This is a genomic window from Paenibacillus sp. Leaf72 (assembly GCF_001422685.1).
Lineage (GTDB): Bacteria > Bacillota > Bacilli > Paenibacillales > Paenibacillaceae > Pristimantibacillus.
The window spans coordinates 311,318-327,483 of record NZ_LMLV01000023.1; the positions used below are offsets into that span (position 1 = coordinate 311,318).

Annotated in this window: 15 protein-coding genes; 5 read left to right on the forward strand and 10 right to left on the reverse strand. The window is 47.3% G+C overall.

The window, feature by feature from the left end:
* The first annotated feature begins 57 nt into the window (after positions 1 to 57).
* Together ASF12_RS20040 and ASF12_RS20045 are read left to right on the forward strand one after the other, a co-directional pair.
* Positions 58 to 612: a helix-turn-helix domain-containing protein gene (locus ASF12_RS20040; RefSeq protein WP_056038465.1), complete on the forward strand. Its 555-nt coding sequence runs from the start codon at positions 58 to 60 to the stop codon at positions 610 to 612.
* A 56-nt stretch (positions 613 to 668) separates the two neighbouring features.
* Entirely contained in the window at positions 669 to 1,643 is a 975-nt protein-coding gene (locus ASF12_RS20045) for an aldo/keto reductase family protein (RefSeq protein WP_056038466.1), read from the forward strand.
* 182 nt (positions 1,644 to 1,825) lie between these two features.
* Here ASF12_RS20045 and ASF12_RS20050 read toward each other — a convergent pair whose 3' ends face one another.
* Complete coding sequence (locus ASF12_RS20050; protein WP_056038469.1) at positions 1,826 to 3,040, reverse strand: MFS transporter; 1,215 nt, start codon at positions 3,038 to 3,040, stop codon at positions 1,826 to 1,828.
* 231 nt (positions 3,041 to 3,271) lie between these two features.
* Here ASF12_RS20050 and ASF12_RS20055 point away from each other — a divergent pair, with 231 nt between their 5' ends.
* The 3 genes from ASF12_RS20055 to ASF12_RS20065 are packed head-to-tail and all read left to right on the forward strand — an operon-like array spanning position 3,272 to position 5,396.
* Positions 3,272 to 3,643, forward strand: a complete 372-nt coding sequence (locus tag ASF12_RS20055; protein WP_056038472.1) for a hypothetical protein — start codon at positions 3,272 to 3,274, stop codon at positions 3,641 to 3,643.
* On the forward strand, positions 3,640 to 4,908 hold the full coding sequence (locus tag ASF12_RS20060; protein WP_056038476.1) for a DNA polymerase IV: 1,269 nt from the start codon (positions 3,640 to 3,642) through the stop codon (positions 4,906 to 4,908). The genes ASF12_RS20055 and ASF12_RS20060 overlap by 4 nt, the downstream gene beginning before the upstream one ends.
* The gene (locus ASF12_RS20065) at positions 4,905 to 5,396 is read left to right on the forward strand and encodes a hypothetical protein (RefSeq protein ID WP_056038478.1); all 492 of its coding nucleotides are present in this window, start codon (positions 4,905 to 4,907) and stop codon (positions 5,394 to 5,396) included. Before ASF12_RS20060 ends, ASF12_RS20065 begins: the two co-directional genes overlap by 4 nt.
* A 78-nt stretch (positions 5,397 to 5,474) precedes the next feature.
* On the opposite strand, the gene ASF12_RS20070 is transcribed toward ASF12_RS20065, so the two are convergent.
* The 9 genes from ASF12_RS20070 to ASF12_RS20110 all read right to left on the reverse strand — a co-directional run bounded on the left by ASF12_RS20070 (position 5,475) and on the right by ASF12_RS20110 (position 16,142).
* Complete coding sequence (locus tag ASF12_RS20070; RefSeq protein WP_046230631.1) at positions 5,475 to 6,275, reverse strand: undecaprenyl-diphosphate phosphatase; 801 nt, start codon at positions 6,273 to 6,275, stop codon at positions 5,475 to 5,477.
* The gene (locus tag ASF12_RS20075; protein ID WP_056038480.1) at positions 6,275 to 7,012 is read right to left on the reverse strand and encodes an ABC transporter permease; all 738 of its coding nucleotides are present in this window, start codon (positions 7,010 to 7,012) and stop codon (positions 6,275 to 6,277) included. Before ASF12_RS20075 ends, ASF12_RS20070 begins: the two co-directional genes overlap by 1 nt.
* Positions 7,005 to 7,925, reverse strand: a complete 921-nt coding sequence (locus ASF12_RS20080) for an ABC transporter ATP-binding protein (protein ID WP_056038483.1) — start codon at positions 7,923 to 7,925, stop codon at positions 7,005 to 7,007. Before ASF12_RS20080 ends, ASF12_RS20075 begins: the two co-directional genes overlap by 8 nt.
* Positions 7,926 to 7,984: 59 nt before the next feature.
* The gene (locus ASF12_RS20085; RefSeq protein ID WP_056038486.1) at positions 7,985 to 9,010 is read right to left on the reverse strand and encodes a sensor histidine kinase; all 1,026 of its coding nucleotides are present in this window, start codon (positions 9,008 to 9,010) and stop codon (positions 7,985 to 7,987) included.
* A complete protein-coding gene (locus ASF12_RS20090) occupies positions 9,000 to 9,713 on the reverse strand; it encodes a response regulator transcription factor (protein ID WP_056038489.1) in 714 nt (237 codons plus the stop codon). Before ASF12_RS20090 ends, ASF12_RS20085 begins: the two co-directional genes overlap by 11 nt.
* Before the next feature lie 301 nt (positions 9,714 to 10,014).
* A complete protein-coding gene (locus ASF12_RS20095; RefSeq protein WP_056038491.1) occupies positions 10,015 to 10,914 on the reverse strand; it encodes a carbohydrate ABC transporter permease in 900 nt (299 codons plus the stop codon).
* Between the two features lie 24 nt (positions 10,915 to 10,938).
* On the reverse strand, positions 10,939 to 11,850 hold the full coding sequence (locus ASF12_RS20100) for an ABC transporter permease (RefSeq protein ID WP_056038494.1): 912 nt from the start codon (positions 11,848 to 11,850) through the stop codon (positions 10,939 to 10,941).
* A 43-nt stretch (positions 11,851 to 11,893) separates the two neighbouring features.
* Positions 11,894 to 13,516 carry an extracellular solute-binding protein gene (locus ASF12_RS20105; RefSeq protein WP_056038497.1) on the reverse strand — a complete coding sequence of 541 codons (1,623 nt, stop codon included), beginning with the start codon at positions 13,514 to 13,516 and terminating at the stop codon, positions 11,894 to 11,896.
* 352 nt (positions 13,517 to 13,868) lie between these two features.
* On the reverse strand, positions 13,869 to 16,142 hold the full coding sequence (locus ASF12_RS20110) for a helix-turn-helix domain-containing protein (protein ID WP_056038500.1): 2,274 nt from the start codon (positions 16,140 to 16,142) through the stop codon (positions 13,869 to 13,871).
* Positions 16,143 to 16,166: the final 24 nt, after the last annotated feature.

Genomic DNA, 16,166 nt, shown 5'->3' on the forward strand with positions numbered 1-16,166 from the left:
CTCGGTCCTTTTATGATACGATAGAAAACAAGTATGACAAATAAAGGTGTGTGACTGATGAGCCTCGGCAAAAGAATCCGGCTGATCCGCATGGAACAGAAGCGGACGCAGGAAGAAATCGCAAAACAGTGCGGCTTTACGAAGAGTCTCCTGTCCAAAATTGAAAACGATCTATCCGCTCCTCCGGTTGCGACACTGATGAAAATTGCCGGAGCTTTAGGCGTCCGCGTGTCCGACCTGATTGAAGAGCAGAGCGCCAATGCGACCGTGTTCAATTCTAGCCTGCAGTACAGCGATAAAGACAGCTGGCTCCGGACAGACAGAGGGTATTCCTTCTACGCGTTTGCCAGCGAGCGCAGAGACAAGCTGGTCCAGCCTTATTTGATTACGGCCCGCAAAGGCGAGGTCAAGCCGCACGGCTTCTCCCATGAGGGCGAGGAATTTATTTATATGATCAGCGGCGAGATGACGTATAAGGTTGGTGCGACTGAATATTCGCTGCATCCGGGGGATACGCTTTATTTCAATTCGCTGGAGGAGCATCTCCTCTGCCCCGTATCGGACGAAGTGACGTACATGGCTATCTTTACGCAAAAATCACTGGAGCAATAACGGCTGCGGCCAGAGATGAGCATTTACTTTTTCAACGAAAGCGGAGGAATCAGGGTATGAAATACAGACGCATCGGTTCAAGCGGCATTAAAGTAAGCGAAATCGGTCTTGGAAGCTGGCTCACTTATGGAACAGCTACCGAGCAGCAAGCGGCTGACGCTTGCATTCAGCAGGCCTTTGAAAGCGGCATCAATTTCTTCGACACTTCCAATGCCTATAATCGCGGCGAAGGCGAGCGGGCGCTTGGTTCTGCCCTGCGGCCATTCGAGCGCTCCAGCTATGTGCTTTCGACGAAGGTCTTTTTCAATATGGGTGACGGCCCCAATGACGGCGGCTTATCGCGCAAGCATATTATGGAGCAGTGCGATGCCAGCTTGAAACGTCTGGGCACAGACTATATTGATATTTATTTTTGCCATCGCTATGATCAAAATGCTCCGCTGGAAGAGACGCTGCGGGCGCTGGACGATTTGACCGCGCAGGGCAAAATTTTGTATTCCGCTGTCTCCGAATGGAGCGCCGCTCAAATCGCCGATGCGACTGGCATTGCGAAGCGGCTGAATTTGCGCCCGCTTATTTCCAACCAGCCGATCTACAATATGTTTGAGCGATATATTGAGCAAGAGGTCATCCCTGTCAGCGAGCGGGAAGGCATCGGCCAGATCGTCTTTTCGCCGCTGGCGCAAGGCATCCTGACCGGAAAATATAGAAAAGGCCAGCAACTGCCTACAGATAGCCGCGCTGCCAATGATTCGATCAACCATGTGCTGAAAAGCTATTTGCGCGACGATGTGCTTGACTGCGTAGAACAGCTTGATGGGCTGGCTAGCCAGCTTGGCGTCTCCATTTCCCAGCTGGCGCTGGCTTGGGTGCTGCGCTTGCCGGGCATCAGCTCCGCGCTGATTGGCGCGAGCCGTCCGCAGCAAATCGTCGAAAACGTCAAAGCTGTCGAGCTTGAGCTTTCCGCAGATGTGATTCAGGAAATCGAAGGCATTTTGGAGCAAGTGAAGCATTTCGCGCCGCTTAGGTAGTAGCTGCGGGTGCTAAATTCTGCATCTTGCTGTCTATTTTCAATGAAAGAACCCCTCTCCTTGATCGAGCAGCGTTCGGCTTGCCGGAACTGCTATAGCTCAGGAGAGGGGCTTTTTTTCGCCTAAAAGCTAGAAAATATCGTGTTTGATCCTCATTCTAGCCCCGCCGCAAGCTTCGGCGCTTAACGGTCAGGATCGATTCCTTTTGTTTCTTTACCTAGGAAAGCAACCGCCAGCGCACCGCATACGATCGCCACAAAGAAAATGATGAACACCGTTTGAATCGATGTGCCGCCCGCCACGAGCATCCCTACCATGTAAGGGCCGATGATGCCGCCGATCCGGCCGAAGGAGGCAGCAAAACCTGCTCCCGTTGCCCGAACCGCCGTCGGATATTGCTCCGGCGTGTAAGCGTACATCGCTCCCCAAGCGCCAAGGTTGAAGAAGGACAGGCAAGCTCCGGCAGCAAGCAGCATGCCTTCTGTCGTCGCGCTGCCGAACCAGATGGCACTTACCGCCGTCAGCAGCAAATAGGTGACCAGCACAAATTTGCGTCCCAGCTTCTCGATGAAATAGGCCGCCGTAAAATAGCCCGGAAGCTGCGCAAGTGTAATGAGCAGCACATATTGAAAGCTTTTGACCAGTCCGAAGCCTTTCAGCACCATGACGGTCGGCAGCCACAGAAACATGCCGTAATATGAGAAGACGACCGTCAGCCATAGCAGCCACAGCATAATGGTCGAGCGGCGATGCTTCGGTGACCAAATCGCCGCAAGCCGCTGGCGCAGCGGCAAAACGTTCCCCTTTTGCGCCACATAACGCGGTGAATCCTCAATGGCTCTGCGCAAATACAGCGCGTACAGCGCCGGAACTGCTCCAATAATAAACGCCGCTCGCCAGCCATAGGCCGGTATAACAAAATACGAGACGAGCGCAGCGACAATCCAGCCGCCTGCCCAGAAGCTTTCCAGCAGCACGATCGCTCTGCCTCTATCCTTCACGGGAACCGACTCGGATACGAGCGTCGAAGCGACGGGCAGCTCGCCGCCAAGTCCAAAGCCGCCAGCGAAACGCAGCAGGCACAGCACGGTAAAGGTGCCCGCCAGCGCCGACAAGCCGCTTGCTGCCGAGAAAATGAGCAGCGTCCATAGCAAAATCGTCCGGCGTCCGTAGCGGTCCGCAAGCGCACCCGCCGCTGCCGCGCCCACCGCCATGCCAATGGAATTAATTGCAGTCAGCTGTCCGATCTGCTCGGTGCCAAGCCCCCATTCTACGCTTAGCGCAGCCACGATAAAGGACAGCATGCCGACGTCCATCGCGTCAAACATCCAGCTGAGCCCAGCGCTGAACAGCAATTTGCGTTGTTTTTTGTCTTGCAGCAGTGATGCCTGTTTCATTTTGTTCTAACTCCTTATGTAAGCATGTGATTTATTTATCATCGCATCTTCTGACCTTTTGGACAAGCTTCATTATTATAACCGCCCCCGCAAAACGCTAGCCCCCTGCCACTTCCCGAAGCAAAGCCCAAGCTGGTCGAAATTACCTGCCCAAGAAACCTTGCATAGAGAACATACATTCGGTATATAATACAGAATACGAATAAACGTTCGCGTCATGGTGGTGTAGCTATGAGTGTCCATTCAATCATCGAAACGGAAGAGGATCTGCAAATTATTAAAAAGTTTACCTTGCTGCCGATTCTTCTCGATATGCTAGCTAGAGACATCAACGAATTAAAAATGCATCGAAATAAAATCATTTATAACCATATCCTTTTTTATCTCAATGAAATGGAGCAAAGCATCTATCTTGAACTGCAAAGCATTAAGAAAAAGATGAGACAGCGGAACATTAAAGCGTTAAACACCGAGATGAATGCGCGGGGGGTCCATGTTGAATATAAAGTTCGCGGTTATATCCACCATTTCACCATGCTGAGAAGCTTAGTGAAAGCCGAGCTAATGACCATGCTGATGAATATGCGGAGGCGGTTGGAATGAGGGAAACAGCTGAAAGAGTTATATTGCTCGCAGATTGTCAAAGTTTTTACGCAAGTATTGAAAAAGCCAGTCATCCGGAGTGTAAAAATAAACCCGTTGTTGTAGCCGGCTCTGTTGAGCGCCGCTCAGGCATTATTTTAGCGGCTTGCCCCATTGCCAAGCAATACGGCATCACGACAGCCGAACGGCTCGGAATCGCGTTAAATAAATGCCCGGAGCTCGTCGTCCTGCGTCCCCGCATGCAGCATTATATCGATGCCTCCCTGATGATTACGGGCATTTATGAGGAGTTTACGAATCTGGTTGAAATCTTTAGCATTGATGAGCAGTTTCTGGACATTACGGCAAGCCTCCCTCTTTTCGGAGACCCTGTTACGATAGCTAAAGCCCTTCAACAGAAGGTTCTCCTGCAAACAGGCGTATGGATAAGGGTAGGCATAAGCTCCAATAAAATGCTCGCTAAAATGGCGACTGACATCTGGGCAAAAAAGAATGAGGACGGCATCTTTACGCTGCCTAAAGCAGAACTCGAAGCTTTGCTGTGGCCGCAGCCGGTCCATAAAATGTTTGGGGTCGGCTCACGCATGACCACCCATTTCACCCGTCTTGGCATGCATACAATAGGCGATATTGCCAAAACGCCTCTGCCGCGTCTTAAGGACCAGTTTCGCTTTCGCTTTGGCAAGCAATCCGATATTCATGCCGAGGTGCTGTGGCGAACGGCCAACGGCATCGATGATAGCCCGGTTACGCCTGGAACATTCAACAACCCGCCAAAATCGGTTGGCCATATGATGACTTTGCCAAGAGATTATATGGAGCCATGGGAGGTAGATACCGTTTTATTAGAGCTGACCGAGGAAGTTTGCCGCGATTGCCGCCGCAAAAAATATATGGGCCATGTCGTTACGGTCAACTGCATGTGCAGCCCCTACGAAGCGCCCACCGGATTTTCGCGCCAAATGAAGCTGCTGGACCCCACTAACCATACCAAAACGGTTTTTGAAGCGGTGAAGCAGTTGTTTTATAAATTTTGGGATGGCATGCCTGTGCGCCGGGTCGGTGTGACCATCAGCCAGCTCATGGACGATCAAAACTATCAGCTCACCCTCTTTGAGGATCAGATTAAGCTTAGAGCGCTGGAGAAAGTGACAGACGGCATCAAAAATCGATACGGAAGCACCGCAATTGTAAGAGCTTCATCCCTTACTGCCGCAGGGCAAGCAGCAGATAGGTCTATAAAAATCGGGGGGCACTACAAATGAGTAAAAAACTTGAAAAGAACGGGCTCTGGGAATCTAGCCGAATGATGCTTCCGCAGCATAAGGAGGCTTTTCAGAACAGGTTCCAAAAGCAAGCACTTCAGCCTGTTCGTCCAACAGCGGAAGAAATCCATATGATGAAGGATTATGTGCTGCTGCCGATCATGCATGCGATCATCGTCAAAAAAGCCCGCGAGGCAGAGCAATCCTCAGAAACGCTAAGACTGCTCTATTCTAAAGCGGCCCAATTGCTGGCTAGAAATGTTCATGATGACTTAAACCGATTAAAGAAAGGATTGACGGAGAAAAGCATCCGCGTTTTTGAAGAGGAGATAAATCATCAAGAGGCCCGTTACCGCTATATTTGCCGGGAATATGAAGATCATTTCACCATCACCAGAGACTACATGCGTGCCGAGATAAGCATTCGAATAGGACGTTATGTGGACGGTCTTGTGGCAACCGTGATCGGTGTTGAAAGGACGAATTGATTTCTTCAATACACGAAGTGAAATAAAAGGAAGAATCCAAAATCAAAGTGGATTCTTCTTGAATTCCATATAAATATCTCACATCACAAAGATGAAAAAGACCGCAGCAAGCGCAAAACGATAAAACGCAAACCACTCCAATCTCAGACGTTTGATCAGGTTCAGGAATGTGACCACGGCAATCATCGCTACTACAAAGGCGGTAATGAAACCAATAAGGAATAATAGAAGGGTATCCCCGTTTAATAGCTCACGACTATCGTACATGTCCAATATCGTTGCACCAAGCATAACCGGGACGGCGATGATGAAAGTAAAGTCTGCAGCGGCTTTCTGGCTAGTACCAAGCAGCAGCCCGCCGGATATTGTCGATCCTGATCTCGAGAACCCGGGCCATAGGGCTAGACATTGGAATAATCCAATACCAAATGCTTGCTTGTAAGTAATGTCGTCCGTATTCTCGGCGGTTACCTTTCGTTTGGCCCTTGCGGCTATAATCATCAGGATGCCGCCGACGATCAAACCGATCAGGACGGGGGCTGGTCCGAACAAATGCGATTTGATATCATCTTTAAAAATCAGATAAACAATTAAAGCGGGAATCATGGCAATCACCATGTGAATCGCATTCAATTTATTTTTAGCCGAAAAATTAAAAGTTAGCAAATCCTTTAGAATATCCATATACCTTTTCCAATAAAGCATAAATACAGCCATCACGGCTCCCAACTGAATCACGATCTTGAACGTTGTCGCCTTATCCCCTTCAAAGCCTAATAAATTACCGGCCAAGATCAAGTGACCGGTAGACGAGACAGGCAGAAATTCCGTCAATCCTTCAAGGATGCCGAGTATTATGGCGCAAATGATTTCATACATTAGTGAATATCCGCCTTCCTAAAGTAAACTAGAGTAGCGATGAATCCAATAATCGAAGTAGCCCCAATGGCAATATAAGAATATTCCGGTGGATAAACTGGCAAAAGCGTGCCGTTGGCAATGTCAAATGCGGCTGTCCAAGGCACCAGCCCTTTATATTCAGAATTGGAGCTCATGACATTGATCAGTGTGATGACGATCGTCAAAACGATGGTCGGTACAAAGTTTTTCAGCACGATGGTGATCAGGATGATGGGGGTTGATAAAATAAATAGAAACGCTCCGGCGATTATAAATTTCTGCAAGGATTCCACGAGCAGCAAAGTGCTCAGCCCTTCGAACTGGCCAAGTATGCCGAGCAGCAGCGTTAGCCCCCATGCAAGTATGGTCAGCAGCATAATCCACAAGAACAAGAGGAGCATCTTGCTCAACATAAGGCTAATTCGGGATACAGGGATCGTTAACAGGTTTTTGAGAGTATCTTCCGCATATTCCCGGTTAAAAAGATATGCCGTAACTACACCATACAAAGGAACTCCAACTAATAAAACCGTATACAAATTGGAATCGAAAAATAGCTCCTCAAAAGGAACAAACAACGTGGGGTCCTTCGTCTTGATATGGATGTAAGTGGAGACCACTACCAAAAAAGGTGCTACCGCAGCGCCAATCATGCTTAATAGAAACATTTTGGAGCGTTTAAGCTTCAAAATTTCCGTATACAGCAAATCAACCAATTGTGCCGCCTCCTACCAAATTCGTAAAATAATCTTCCAGTCTATCCTCGCTAAGCATGATCTTGGATACTTCAATTTCATGCTGCACAAATACTTTATTGATCTGCCCCTGCTGCCCCAAATGAGAATATACGCGGATGAGGCCTTCATCATGTACTTCATAATCATAAATATGGAAGTGCTTCTCCAGCAGCATAGCTGCTTTTTTGTCATTCGACACCTGTAATTCCATGTATTTTCGATTGATTTTCCGCAGCTGATCAAGCGAAATCTCTTCCAGAAGCTTCCCCTCGTGAATAATTCCGATATGATCGGCCACCTGCTCAATCTCTGATAAAATGTGGCTAGAAACCAGAATGGTAATCTTTCTCTCTTCGGCCAGCGCTTTAATAAGCTTTCGCATTTCTTTAATGCCAATCGGGTCCAGCCCATTCATAGGCTCATCCAGAATCAGCAGCTCAGGATAATGGAGAAGCGCTCTGGCAATACCAAGACGCTGCTTCATACCCAAGGAATATTTCCCCACCAGCTTCCTTGTTTCATCCTGCAGCCCTACCATTTCAAGGGTTTCCTCGATGACATTTTTCTTATGAATACCCATGATTTTGGCGTTAATCAGCAGATTTTCCTTGCCCGTAAGGTTTTCGTAAAAACCCGGAACCTCAACGATAGATCCGATCCGACGTAATATTTCCTTTTGATTGTTCAACAAATTTTCGCCAAAAATTTCGATTTGTCCATGGGTAGGTTTAATTAACCCGACCAGCATGCGGATTGTGGTTGTCTTGCCTGCGCCATTACGACCAAGAAAACCATAAATTTCGCCTTGCTTCACTGTCATATTCATAAGATCCACCGATTTCTGATTACCATAAATCTTCGTCAAATCAGTGGTTTTAATAACAACACTCAAAATGCGGCCCTCCTTCTATAAGCTATAAACCATTATAAAAAGGAAGATTTAACTGCTTCTTACCTATTCTTTAACAGTTTCTTAAATGATGTCCCGAAAACCGTCTTTTGCCACGGCTCACTCTCCACCCATATTGCACCGCCGTTTTTCTCTATAAGAGCTTTGGCAATGGCAAGACCCAAGCCGCTGCCTCCTTTAATCAGCGTTCTGGCTTGATCGGCCCGGTACATTCTCTCGAACACATTAGCAAGATCCACTTTTGAGATACCAGGTCCCCGATCCCAAATGAGCAACTGGTGTTCTTGAGCGGTTTGAGTGAGCTCAACCCCTATCACTTTCCCTTCTCCCCCATAGTAAATGGCATTCTTGATGATATTGCCTATGATTCGCATAACGCTTAGATGATCTGCATGGATAAGGCACTTTTCATCCGGAATACTGACATGCAGATCAATTTCATTTTTGTTCAATTCAGGTAAAAATGCGATTAGCGACTCTCTAATCATTTCTGCCAAATCAAGAGAAACCGGCTTATGAGGCATTTCGTCCGCATCCAGCTTCGCTATCATAAATATTTCATCGATTAATTCCTTCAACCCGTTAGATTTTTTGGATATGATCTCAATGTATTCCTGTTTTTCCTCTTCCGAAATTGCGATATCATCTTTAAGGGCATTCACATAGCCAATAATAGACGTAAGAGGGGTCCTGATATCGTGCGAAATATTGGACAGCAGGCTTCTTCTTGCTGCTTGGGATTTGATCGTCTCGATTTGAATGTTTTCCAACTGCTCCAATAATTCATTAATCGAAAAAATCACTTCATTCCACACGTCATCATCTTTTGCAAATAATCTCATCTTCAAATTCCCGCTCGTTGCTCGTCTTAGCTCCGCCGTCATTTGCTTTAGTCTGGTGCGAGTACGAAATCTAGTGAAGAAAAGAAATGCGCTTGTCAAGCAAAGTGCTGTGAATAAAATCCATCTGAGTACCCCGGACGCATCGTCATTGAATTCCAGAATCAAAAGCCCGGCGATGATGACTGATTGAATGATAAGAACAAAGAAAAACTGATTATGATTCATCTTTTTCACCTGTAAATTTGTATCCAATTCCCCAAATCGTTTGAATAAATTGCGGATTAGAAGGATCCGCTTCTATTTTTTTACGAAGCTTTCTGATATGCACCATCACTGTATTATCGTCTTCTATGTAGTTGCTGTCCCACACATTGCGAAAAAGCTGCGTCTTCGTAAAAACCTGTTCAGGATGGGAAATGAAAAACTTTAACAATTCAAACTCTTTCGCAGTTAGAGATATCTCTTCACCGGCAATATTGACCGTATATTTTTTAAGATCAATCGAGATGCCCTTAAATCGGATCATTGTTTTCTCATAGCTGTGTCCATCACTGCCCAGAATTAAAAATCTCCTTATGAGCGCCTTCACTCTAGCGACAACCTCGTTGATGCTGAACGGCTTGGTGATATAATCATCCGCACCTATACTAAGGCCCAAAATCTTTTCAACCTCATTGTCCTTGGCCGTGAGCATCAGAATGGGGACATTGGTTTTGTTACGGAGTCTTCTGCATACTTCTATACCGTCCACCTTAGGCATCATGAGATCCAGTATGACAAGGTTATAACTGTTTTTATCGAACATGCAAAGAGCCTCTTCTCCATTTTCAGCAACATCCACCTTGTATAATTCTCGATCTAAATATTTTTTTAATAAATCACTAATTTCCCGTTCATCCTCAGCGATGAGCACTCGAACGTCTTCCATACTTCACCTTCCTTTAGTCCAGATCTTTAGCAAAATGCGGGCATTCAAAAGAGACCGGAGAATGGCGTCTTTATGCAGCGCCAAATACGATCCTCAAAGAGCTATACGAATTGTTCGAGGGACAGCATCTTACCTTACTAATTGGTCAAAAGTCCACAAATTCCTTTTTAAAATTCAAATTATTTTGCAAACGACTGCGAAGCCAGCAATGCTAGCTCGCTTTTATTCAGCAGCAAGCTATATAGAATCGTTCCATTAGAAAGGACCACCGGGCAGCAGCCTGCCGCAGTGGTCCCCCATTTTACCCTTTAATCGAACCGATCATAACACCCTTCTCAAAATACTTCTGCAAAAACGGATACAGCACTAAAATCGGCAGCGTAGACACGATAATGACGCCATATTTAATCTGATCTGCATATTTCTGCGCGTAGCCGCCGGAGTCGCCGCCTGTCCCCGCCCCGCTGGCAAACACCTGGTTCGACAATAAAATGTCGCGGAGAATAATTTGCAGCGGCTTCAGCTCGTTGTCGCGAATGTAAATAAGCGCAGTGAAAAAATCATTCCAGTGCCCGACCAAATAATACAGGCCGATGACGGAGATCAAGGCTTTGGACAGCGGCAGCGCCACCTTGACGAAATAGACAAAATGCGAGCAGCCGTCAATTGCAGCCGCCTCATAAAGCTCCGAAGGAAGCGTCGATTCAAAAAAAGTACGGGCGATAATTAAATAAAATACGTTAACGCTAAACGGCACGATAAATACCCAAGGCGTATTTGTTAGATGCAGATCCTTCATGAGCAAATAAGTCGGAATGAGCCCGCCATTGAAAAACATCGTAAACACAAACGCAAACATAATGTATTTTCTCGCCTTAAACTCCTTGCGTGACAGCACGTAGGCAGCAGGCAGCGTGAACAGCAAATTGACTAATGTGCCCACGGATGTGTAAAAAAGCGTATTGCGGTAGCCGGTCCATATGCGTTCATCCTTAAAGATCTCTCCGTAGCCGAAGAAGCTCGTTCCTTTGGGGAACAGCAGCACTTTACCGGTTGATACGAGTGTCGAGTCGCTTACCGACGCGATAATAATAAAATAAAGCGGGTAAGCAATCGTCAGGAAAATAACGGCACAGACGATGACTAGCACGATTCTAAACAAAATTTCACCGCCGCCAAGGCGCGGGCGTATTCTTTCCATTGCAGTGCCTCCTTCCGCTGTAGGCTAGAACAGACTCGTGTCGGACACCCGTCTAGAGATAGCGTTCATCGTATACAGGAATATAAAATTAATGAGCGTATTAAACAAGCCTATAGCTGAAGCATAGCTGAATTGGTTGGACACGATCCCCATTTTGTAGACATAGGTCGCAATCACTTCGGATACGGGCAAGTTCAATGCATTTTGCATCAAAAATATTTTTTCGAAGCCCGTACTCAAAATGCCTCCCATGCTTAAAATGAACAAAATGACGATCGTTGGCATCAGCGCCGGAAAATCGATATAACGTATCGTCTGCCAGCGGTTTGCTCCGTCTATTTTGGACGAATCATAGAGCTGGGGATCGACACTTGACAGCGCTGCCAAATAAATAATGCTGTTCCAGCCGCAATGCTGCCAAATATCCGAAATCACATAGGTAGGTATAAAGGTATTGCTTGAGGCCAGCAAATTGATATGTCCCAGCCCAATCGCCTTCATCAAATGACCGACGATGCCAGTCTCAGGGGAAAGCAGCACGTTCAACATGCCAACCAGCACGATGACCGAAATAAAATGCGGCAAATAGACGGTCGTCTGCATCATATTTTTGAACGATTTCCGGCGAATCTGGTTCAGCACCAGCGCGAGAATAATTGGAGCGGGAAACCCGATAATAATGGTCGCCAGACTGATCAAAAACGTATTTCGCATCAGATCGCTGAACAGATAGCTTTCGATAAACTGCTGAAAGTAGAATAATCCCTTCCACTCTCCGCCAGTCAGCCCTTTGCTGAAATCGTAATCGCGAAAGGCCAGTTGTACGCCATACATCGGAATATAGTTGAAGATAAAAATAGTGGCAAGCGCCGGCAAAATCATCAGCCATAGCTGATAGTCACGCTTAACGGTGCCGAGCTTCGCTGCTGTACGCATCGCCGCGCCTCCTTTCATGAGTAAACCTGCACTACAGCCTCCGCTACAGCTTGCTTACAAATTCATCGTAGTACTTCTGCATAATTTCAACATTTTTATCAAGGCCGGCTTTCTGGCTCTCCTTCACATAAGCATCCCATTCCGCCTCGATTCCGCCTTTCGTAACCCATTTGGCGAAGGTCGTATTGGCCAGATTCATAATGTTCGTATTGTTTAAGCTCATCGCATTGTTGTCTTCATTCGTATATTTAACAAAGGTGCCCGGATAAATATCGATCTGGGAATCTACTTGCGCAAGTGCCTCTTTAAGCGGCTCCGACTGGGTCAGCACCTCCTGCATATCCTTGCCGAGTGTCAAGTCGATCGAATCCGAAATGTAGAAAGCGCCATTATCTGCCCAAGTGGACGTCCATTTCCAGGTGCCGGGGTCCATCTTCGCATCCTTTGGTGGAAGCACCGCATAGGAGCCATTGCCCTTGTCCTCAATGTTAGGGCCAATCGAGCCGAACAGCACTTGAATGCCAATTTCCGGCTTATACAGCTCATTAATGAAGCGCATAGCTGCTTCCTTGTTTTTCGTTTTGGCGGACATCACAATATTATTGGCGCCATAATTCAGCGTGTAGCTGTCATAGCTCCAGGATACTGGGCCCGAATAGCTGGAAGAGGATTTAAGCGGCGACATCGACGCATACTGCGGAGCAAGCTGCTCCCCAAACCGATCCGATGCTACCCAGCCCCACGTAAAGCCAACTTTGGCTATATCCCCTTCCCCGCGGGCAACAGCCTGCAGCTTCGTATAATCGTGAGTAAACACCTCAGGGTTAATGAGCCCTGCCTTGTATAGCTTGTTCAGGAACATAACGAGCTCCTTGTAGCGAGCATCAGTCAGGAAATTTTTCACCTTGCCGTCCTCAACAAAGTAGCCTTGCCCGCTTACATCGGAGGACAGCTTAATGCCCATGCCGCCTAGAAGCACAGCTGGATTGAAGAAGCCGCCGATTCCGCCCGACCAGTCCATCGGAATTTCATCATTAGGATCTCCGTTGCCGTTCGCATCCTTCTCCTTAAAGGCTAACAGCACATCATACAGCTCATCCCATGTAGTAGGCATCTCTAGGCCAAGATTGTCCAGCCAAGTCTGATTAATATATTGTCTGTTAACCGTATCCGGCCAAAATCGCTGATACTTCGCAAGTCCATAAATTTGACCATCGCGCTGCGTGGAAATTTGTTTGGTTTCCGGCTTCTCTTCGAACATTTTCTGAACGTTGGGAGCGCCTTCAATTAACTCGCTCATGTCCTGAAATAATCCCTTGAATTGGGCAAAATCAGCGTCTGTAATCACATTCGGGCCAACGAATAAATCTGGAACATCACCGCTGGCGAGCATCGTTCCTTTCTTTTGCCCCCAATCCGCGGTTATTTCTTGCCACTGGATGTCTACGCCAGCCGCTTCCTCAATCTGCTGAAGCCATTCCATCTCGGCAAGCGGCTTCGTTAATGGATGCTTGACGATAACGCCAGTCAGCTTAACCTTCGAGCCGCTTTGCCCGGCACTTCCGCTCGGGTCGCTTGCGCTGCCTTCATTAGAGCCGGAACATGCCGCCAAGAGTGTCGTCCCGACCACCAACAACGACAACATCGTAATGATCTGCTTCTTCATGTGCATTCTCCCCCGATATACATTTAGTCTGCCGATCTGTTGTTTCTGCTTGCTCGCTGCTAAAGGGAGCAAGCCTGCTGCCTGTATCTGCTCGGCTCCCTTACTCTAACCGTTCTGACACAAAGCTGTATACAAACAGTTTTTGACTGATCAGCACTTTTTGAAAACGCTTTATATTTGGTTTTGCAAGCGATTTCATTCAAGGAATAGCCTCTCTTTGAAATATTGCATATGCTCAAAAAGTGTACGTTCTGCATAAAACAAGCGACTGCTCCAGGCTGCTTGACCCGGAATTGCAGTTTAAAAAAAGCTGCCACCATGCCCGAACGGCATAGCAGCAGCTTGATCACGCTTACTTGCAAGAGTCCCGGTATTGGCCGGGAGTTGTTCCAACCATTTTCTTAAAGGATCGAATAAAGCTCGATGTGTTGGAATAGCCTGTCTGCTGCGCGATAGAGTCCAGCGTCCCTCCTGTGCTCCGCAGCAATTGGATCGACTTCTGAATGCGCAGCCTGTCGATATACTCTTTAAAATTATGTCCGATTGTTTTTTTAAAATGATAGCTGAAGCCTGACTGCGACATGCTGAAATGGTCGGCGAACATTTGCAATGAAAAATTAGAGTCAAAGCCCTTTTGCTCAATGACCGCCAAAATTTCCTCTTGGGTTGCGGTACGGGCGGCAGGCAGCGTCTCGCGAATAATATCGCATAGCTTGCTGCAGCTTTCTCGCATAATGCCCACCATCTGCTCAATCGTATAACGGTGCGAAAAGGCAGCATCCGTAAGCCTGAGCAAATTGCCATCATCCTGATGGAACCTTTGCAGCCCGCTCAAAATAACGCTGATCGTATTCGAATAGACCGTTCTGATCATATGTGGCGGCATGCCGCTGCTTGCCAGATAGTCAATGATTTTCTCAAGCACGGATTGTACGATGTTAGGCTCGTTTTTGAGAATCGCCATTTCCAGAGATTGCAGCAGCTCGGCAAAATAAGATACCATCCCATTTGGCGAAATTTCGATTTCGCCAAACTCCAGCAGCTCATCATGCTGGCGAATACGCAAATATTCAGCAGCACGCACCGCCTGCAAATAGGACAAATGCACGCCTTCCGGCGACAACCCGCTCTTAGCTAAGCCGATGCCGACTAGCACCTCCCGCCCCAGCTGCTCCTTCAGCTTGCTCTGTACGCTGGACAAATACGTCTTGACGTCGATGCCCTCATGATGCGAGCAGACAAATATCCATTCCTGGTTGTAAATGCTTGCGAAGAAATGACCATCTAACGTTTCAGGCAGCTGCTGCTCCTCCTGCCGCAAAAAATCGGATACTTCCTCCCTATCCTCCTTGCTCGCATCGAAAGAGAGAACAGCAGCCGTTACCGCATCGCGGTTTTTAAATACGCCGTAATCCGCCCCTTGCGAATGAAAAGCCTCCCAAGTCGCATAATGGCCGCTGACGAGCTCAAACAACATATTGTCGCGCAAAATCGGCAGCGATCTCTGAACCCGTTCATCCAGCTTCGTATTCGTTAAGGAAAGCCCATCCAAGGCGTAACGAATCGTATCGATTTCATTCATCCGGCCTGGGCCGCTATCCTTATGCTTGAACACCTCTGTGGCAAAGCCCACAAGCCGCTTGATCGGATGATAGTTTTTGCGAATGGAAATATAAATAACGATGCCCTCTACCAGCAGGATCAATAGAAGAATAAGTATCGTATTCCACTGGATGGTGCGTATATCCTGCAAAGATTCGGTAACGGGCAGCATGCTGACATATTGCCAGCCGTTTTTGTCCGATACATTATGCGAGACAATATAGGCTTTGCCGTCAATCGTCTGAACGGTTGATCCTGCTTCACTAGCGCCGAGCTGCTTAACCATCTGGCGGAAATCATCCGTCTCGCTATATGCCGCTTCTTTGGACGCAACAAGCTTGTTGCCCTTCTGGTCAAAAATATAAAACTCGCCATTATACGATTCGGATACCGAATTCATCATGCGAATAATCGTTTCTTCTTTCACAAGAATGAGCACCGATGCCGGGGAATGCTCCCCTCCTAGCGGCATTGGCAGTATAAAGGTCAGCATCCTGATGCCATTATTGCCCGGAACAATGACATTTTCGGCTGGCCTTACGGAAGGCAGGGTGAGCTTGTTCAGCTCCTGAAACATTTCATCATGAGGCCATGCTTCATAATAATAGCCTACGCCACGATCCGCAAAATCCTGCACGCTGTAGACACTGCCCGTCTTGGCGAACAAGTAGCCGATGTTTTTGACATACAGCAGCGTATTGTAGATAAAATCATCGGTTGCATTATATTTGCGCATTTCATTGGCAATGATGATACGCCGATAATCGTCCTCCATCGCCATGTACATCCTCATGTCCCCATTGAGCATTAATTCCGAGGGCAAGTCATAAACATAGCGGGTAAAAATATCGAGAGAGGTCATGAACTGCTCCGTCACATGGGCATTCCATTCCATTTCCTTCTCCTTGGCCGCTTTGGTCGAGTGAGGATAATAGTAGAGCAAAATGCTGACAATCGGCAGCAGCAGCACCAGCACATATGAAATTAGAAATTTGGCCAATAAGTTCACTTTTATTTTTTTCAAGCAGACCCGCCCTTCCTTACCTTT

Bases quoted from the DNA above. Each gene is read 5' to 3' on its own strand.
- ASF12_RS20090 (WP_056038489.1), bottom strand. From the start codon at position 9,713: ATGGAAGACGTTCGAGTGCTCATCGCTGAGGATGAACGGGAAATTAGT.
- ASF12_RS20095 (WP_056038491.1), bottom strand. From the start codon at position 10,914: ATGGAAAGAATACGCCCGCGCCTTGGCGGCGGTGAAATTTTGTTTAGA.
- ASF12_RS20045 (WP_056038466.1), top strand. From the start codon at position 669: ATGAAATACAGACGCATCGGTTCAAGCGGCATTAAAGTAAGCGAAATC.
- ASF12_RS20100 (WP_056038494.1), bottom strand. From the start codon at position 11,850: ATGCGTACAGCAGCGAAGCTCGGCACCGTTAAGCGTGACTATCAGCTA.
- ASF12_RS20040 (WP_056038465.1), top strand. From the start codon at position 58: ATGAGCCTCGGCAAAAGAATCCGGCTGATCCGCATGGAACAGAAGCGG.
- ASF12_RS20070 (WP_046230631.1), bottom strand. From the start codon at position 6,275: ATGTATGAAATCATTTGCGCCATAATACTCGGCATCCTTGAAGGATTG.
- ASF12_RS20085 (WP_056038486.1), bottom strand. From the start codon at position 9,010: ATGAATCATAATCAGTTTTTCTTTGTTCTTATCATTCAATCAGTCATC.
- ASF12_RS20050 (WP_056038469.1), bottom strand. From the start codon at position 3,040: ATGAAACAGGCATCACTGCTGCAAGACAAAAAACAACGCAAATTGCTG.
- ASF12_RS20065 (WP_056038478.1), top strand. From the start codon at position 4,905: ATGAGTAAAAAACTTGAAAAGAACGGGCTCTGGGAATCTAGCCGAATG.
- ASF12_RS20060 (WP_056038476.1), top strand. From the start codon at position 3,640: ATGAGGGAAACAGCTGAAAGAGTTATATTGCTCGCAGATTGTCAAAGT.
- ASF12_RS20055 (WP_056038472.1), top strand. From the start codon at position 3,272: ATGAGTGTCCATTCAATCATCGAAACGGAAGAGGATCTGCAAATTATT.
- ASF12_RS20105 (WP_056038497.1), bottom strand. From the start codon at position 13,516: ATGAAGAAGCAGATCATTACGATGTTGTCGTTGTTGGTGGTCGGGACG.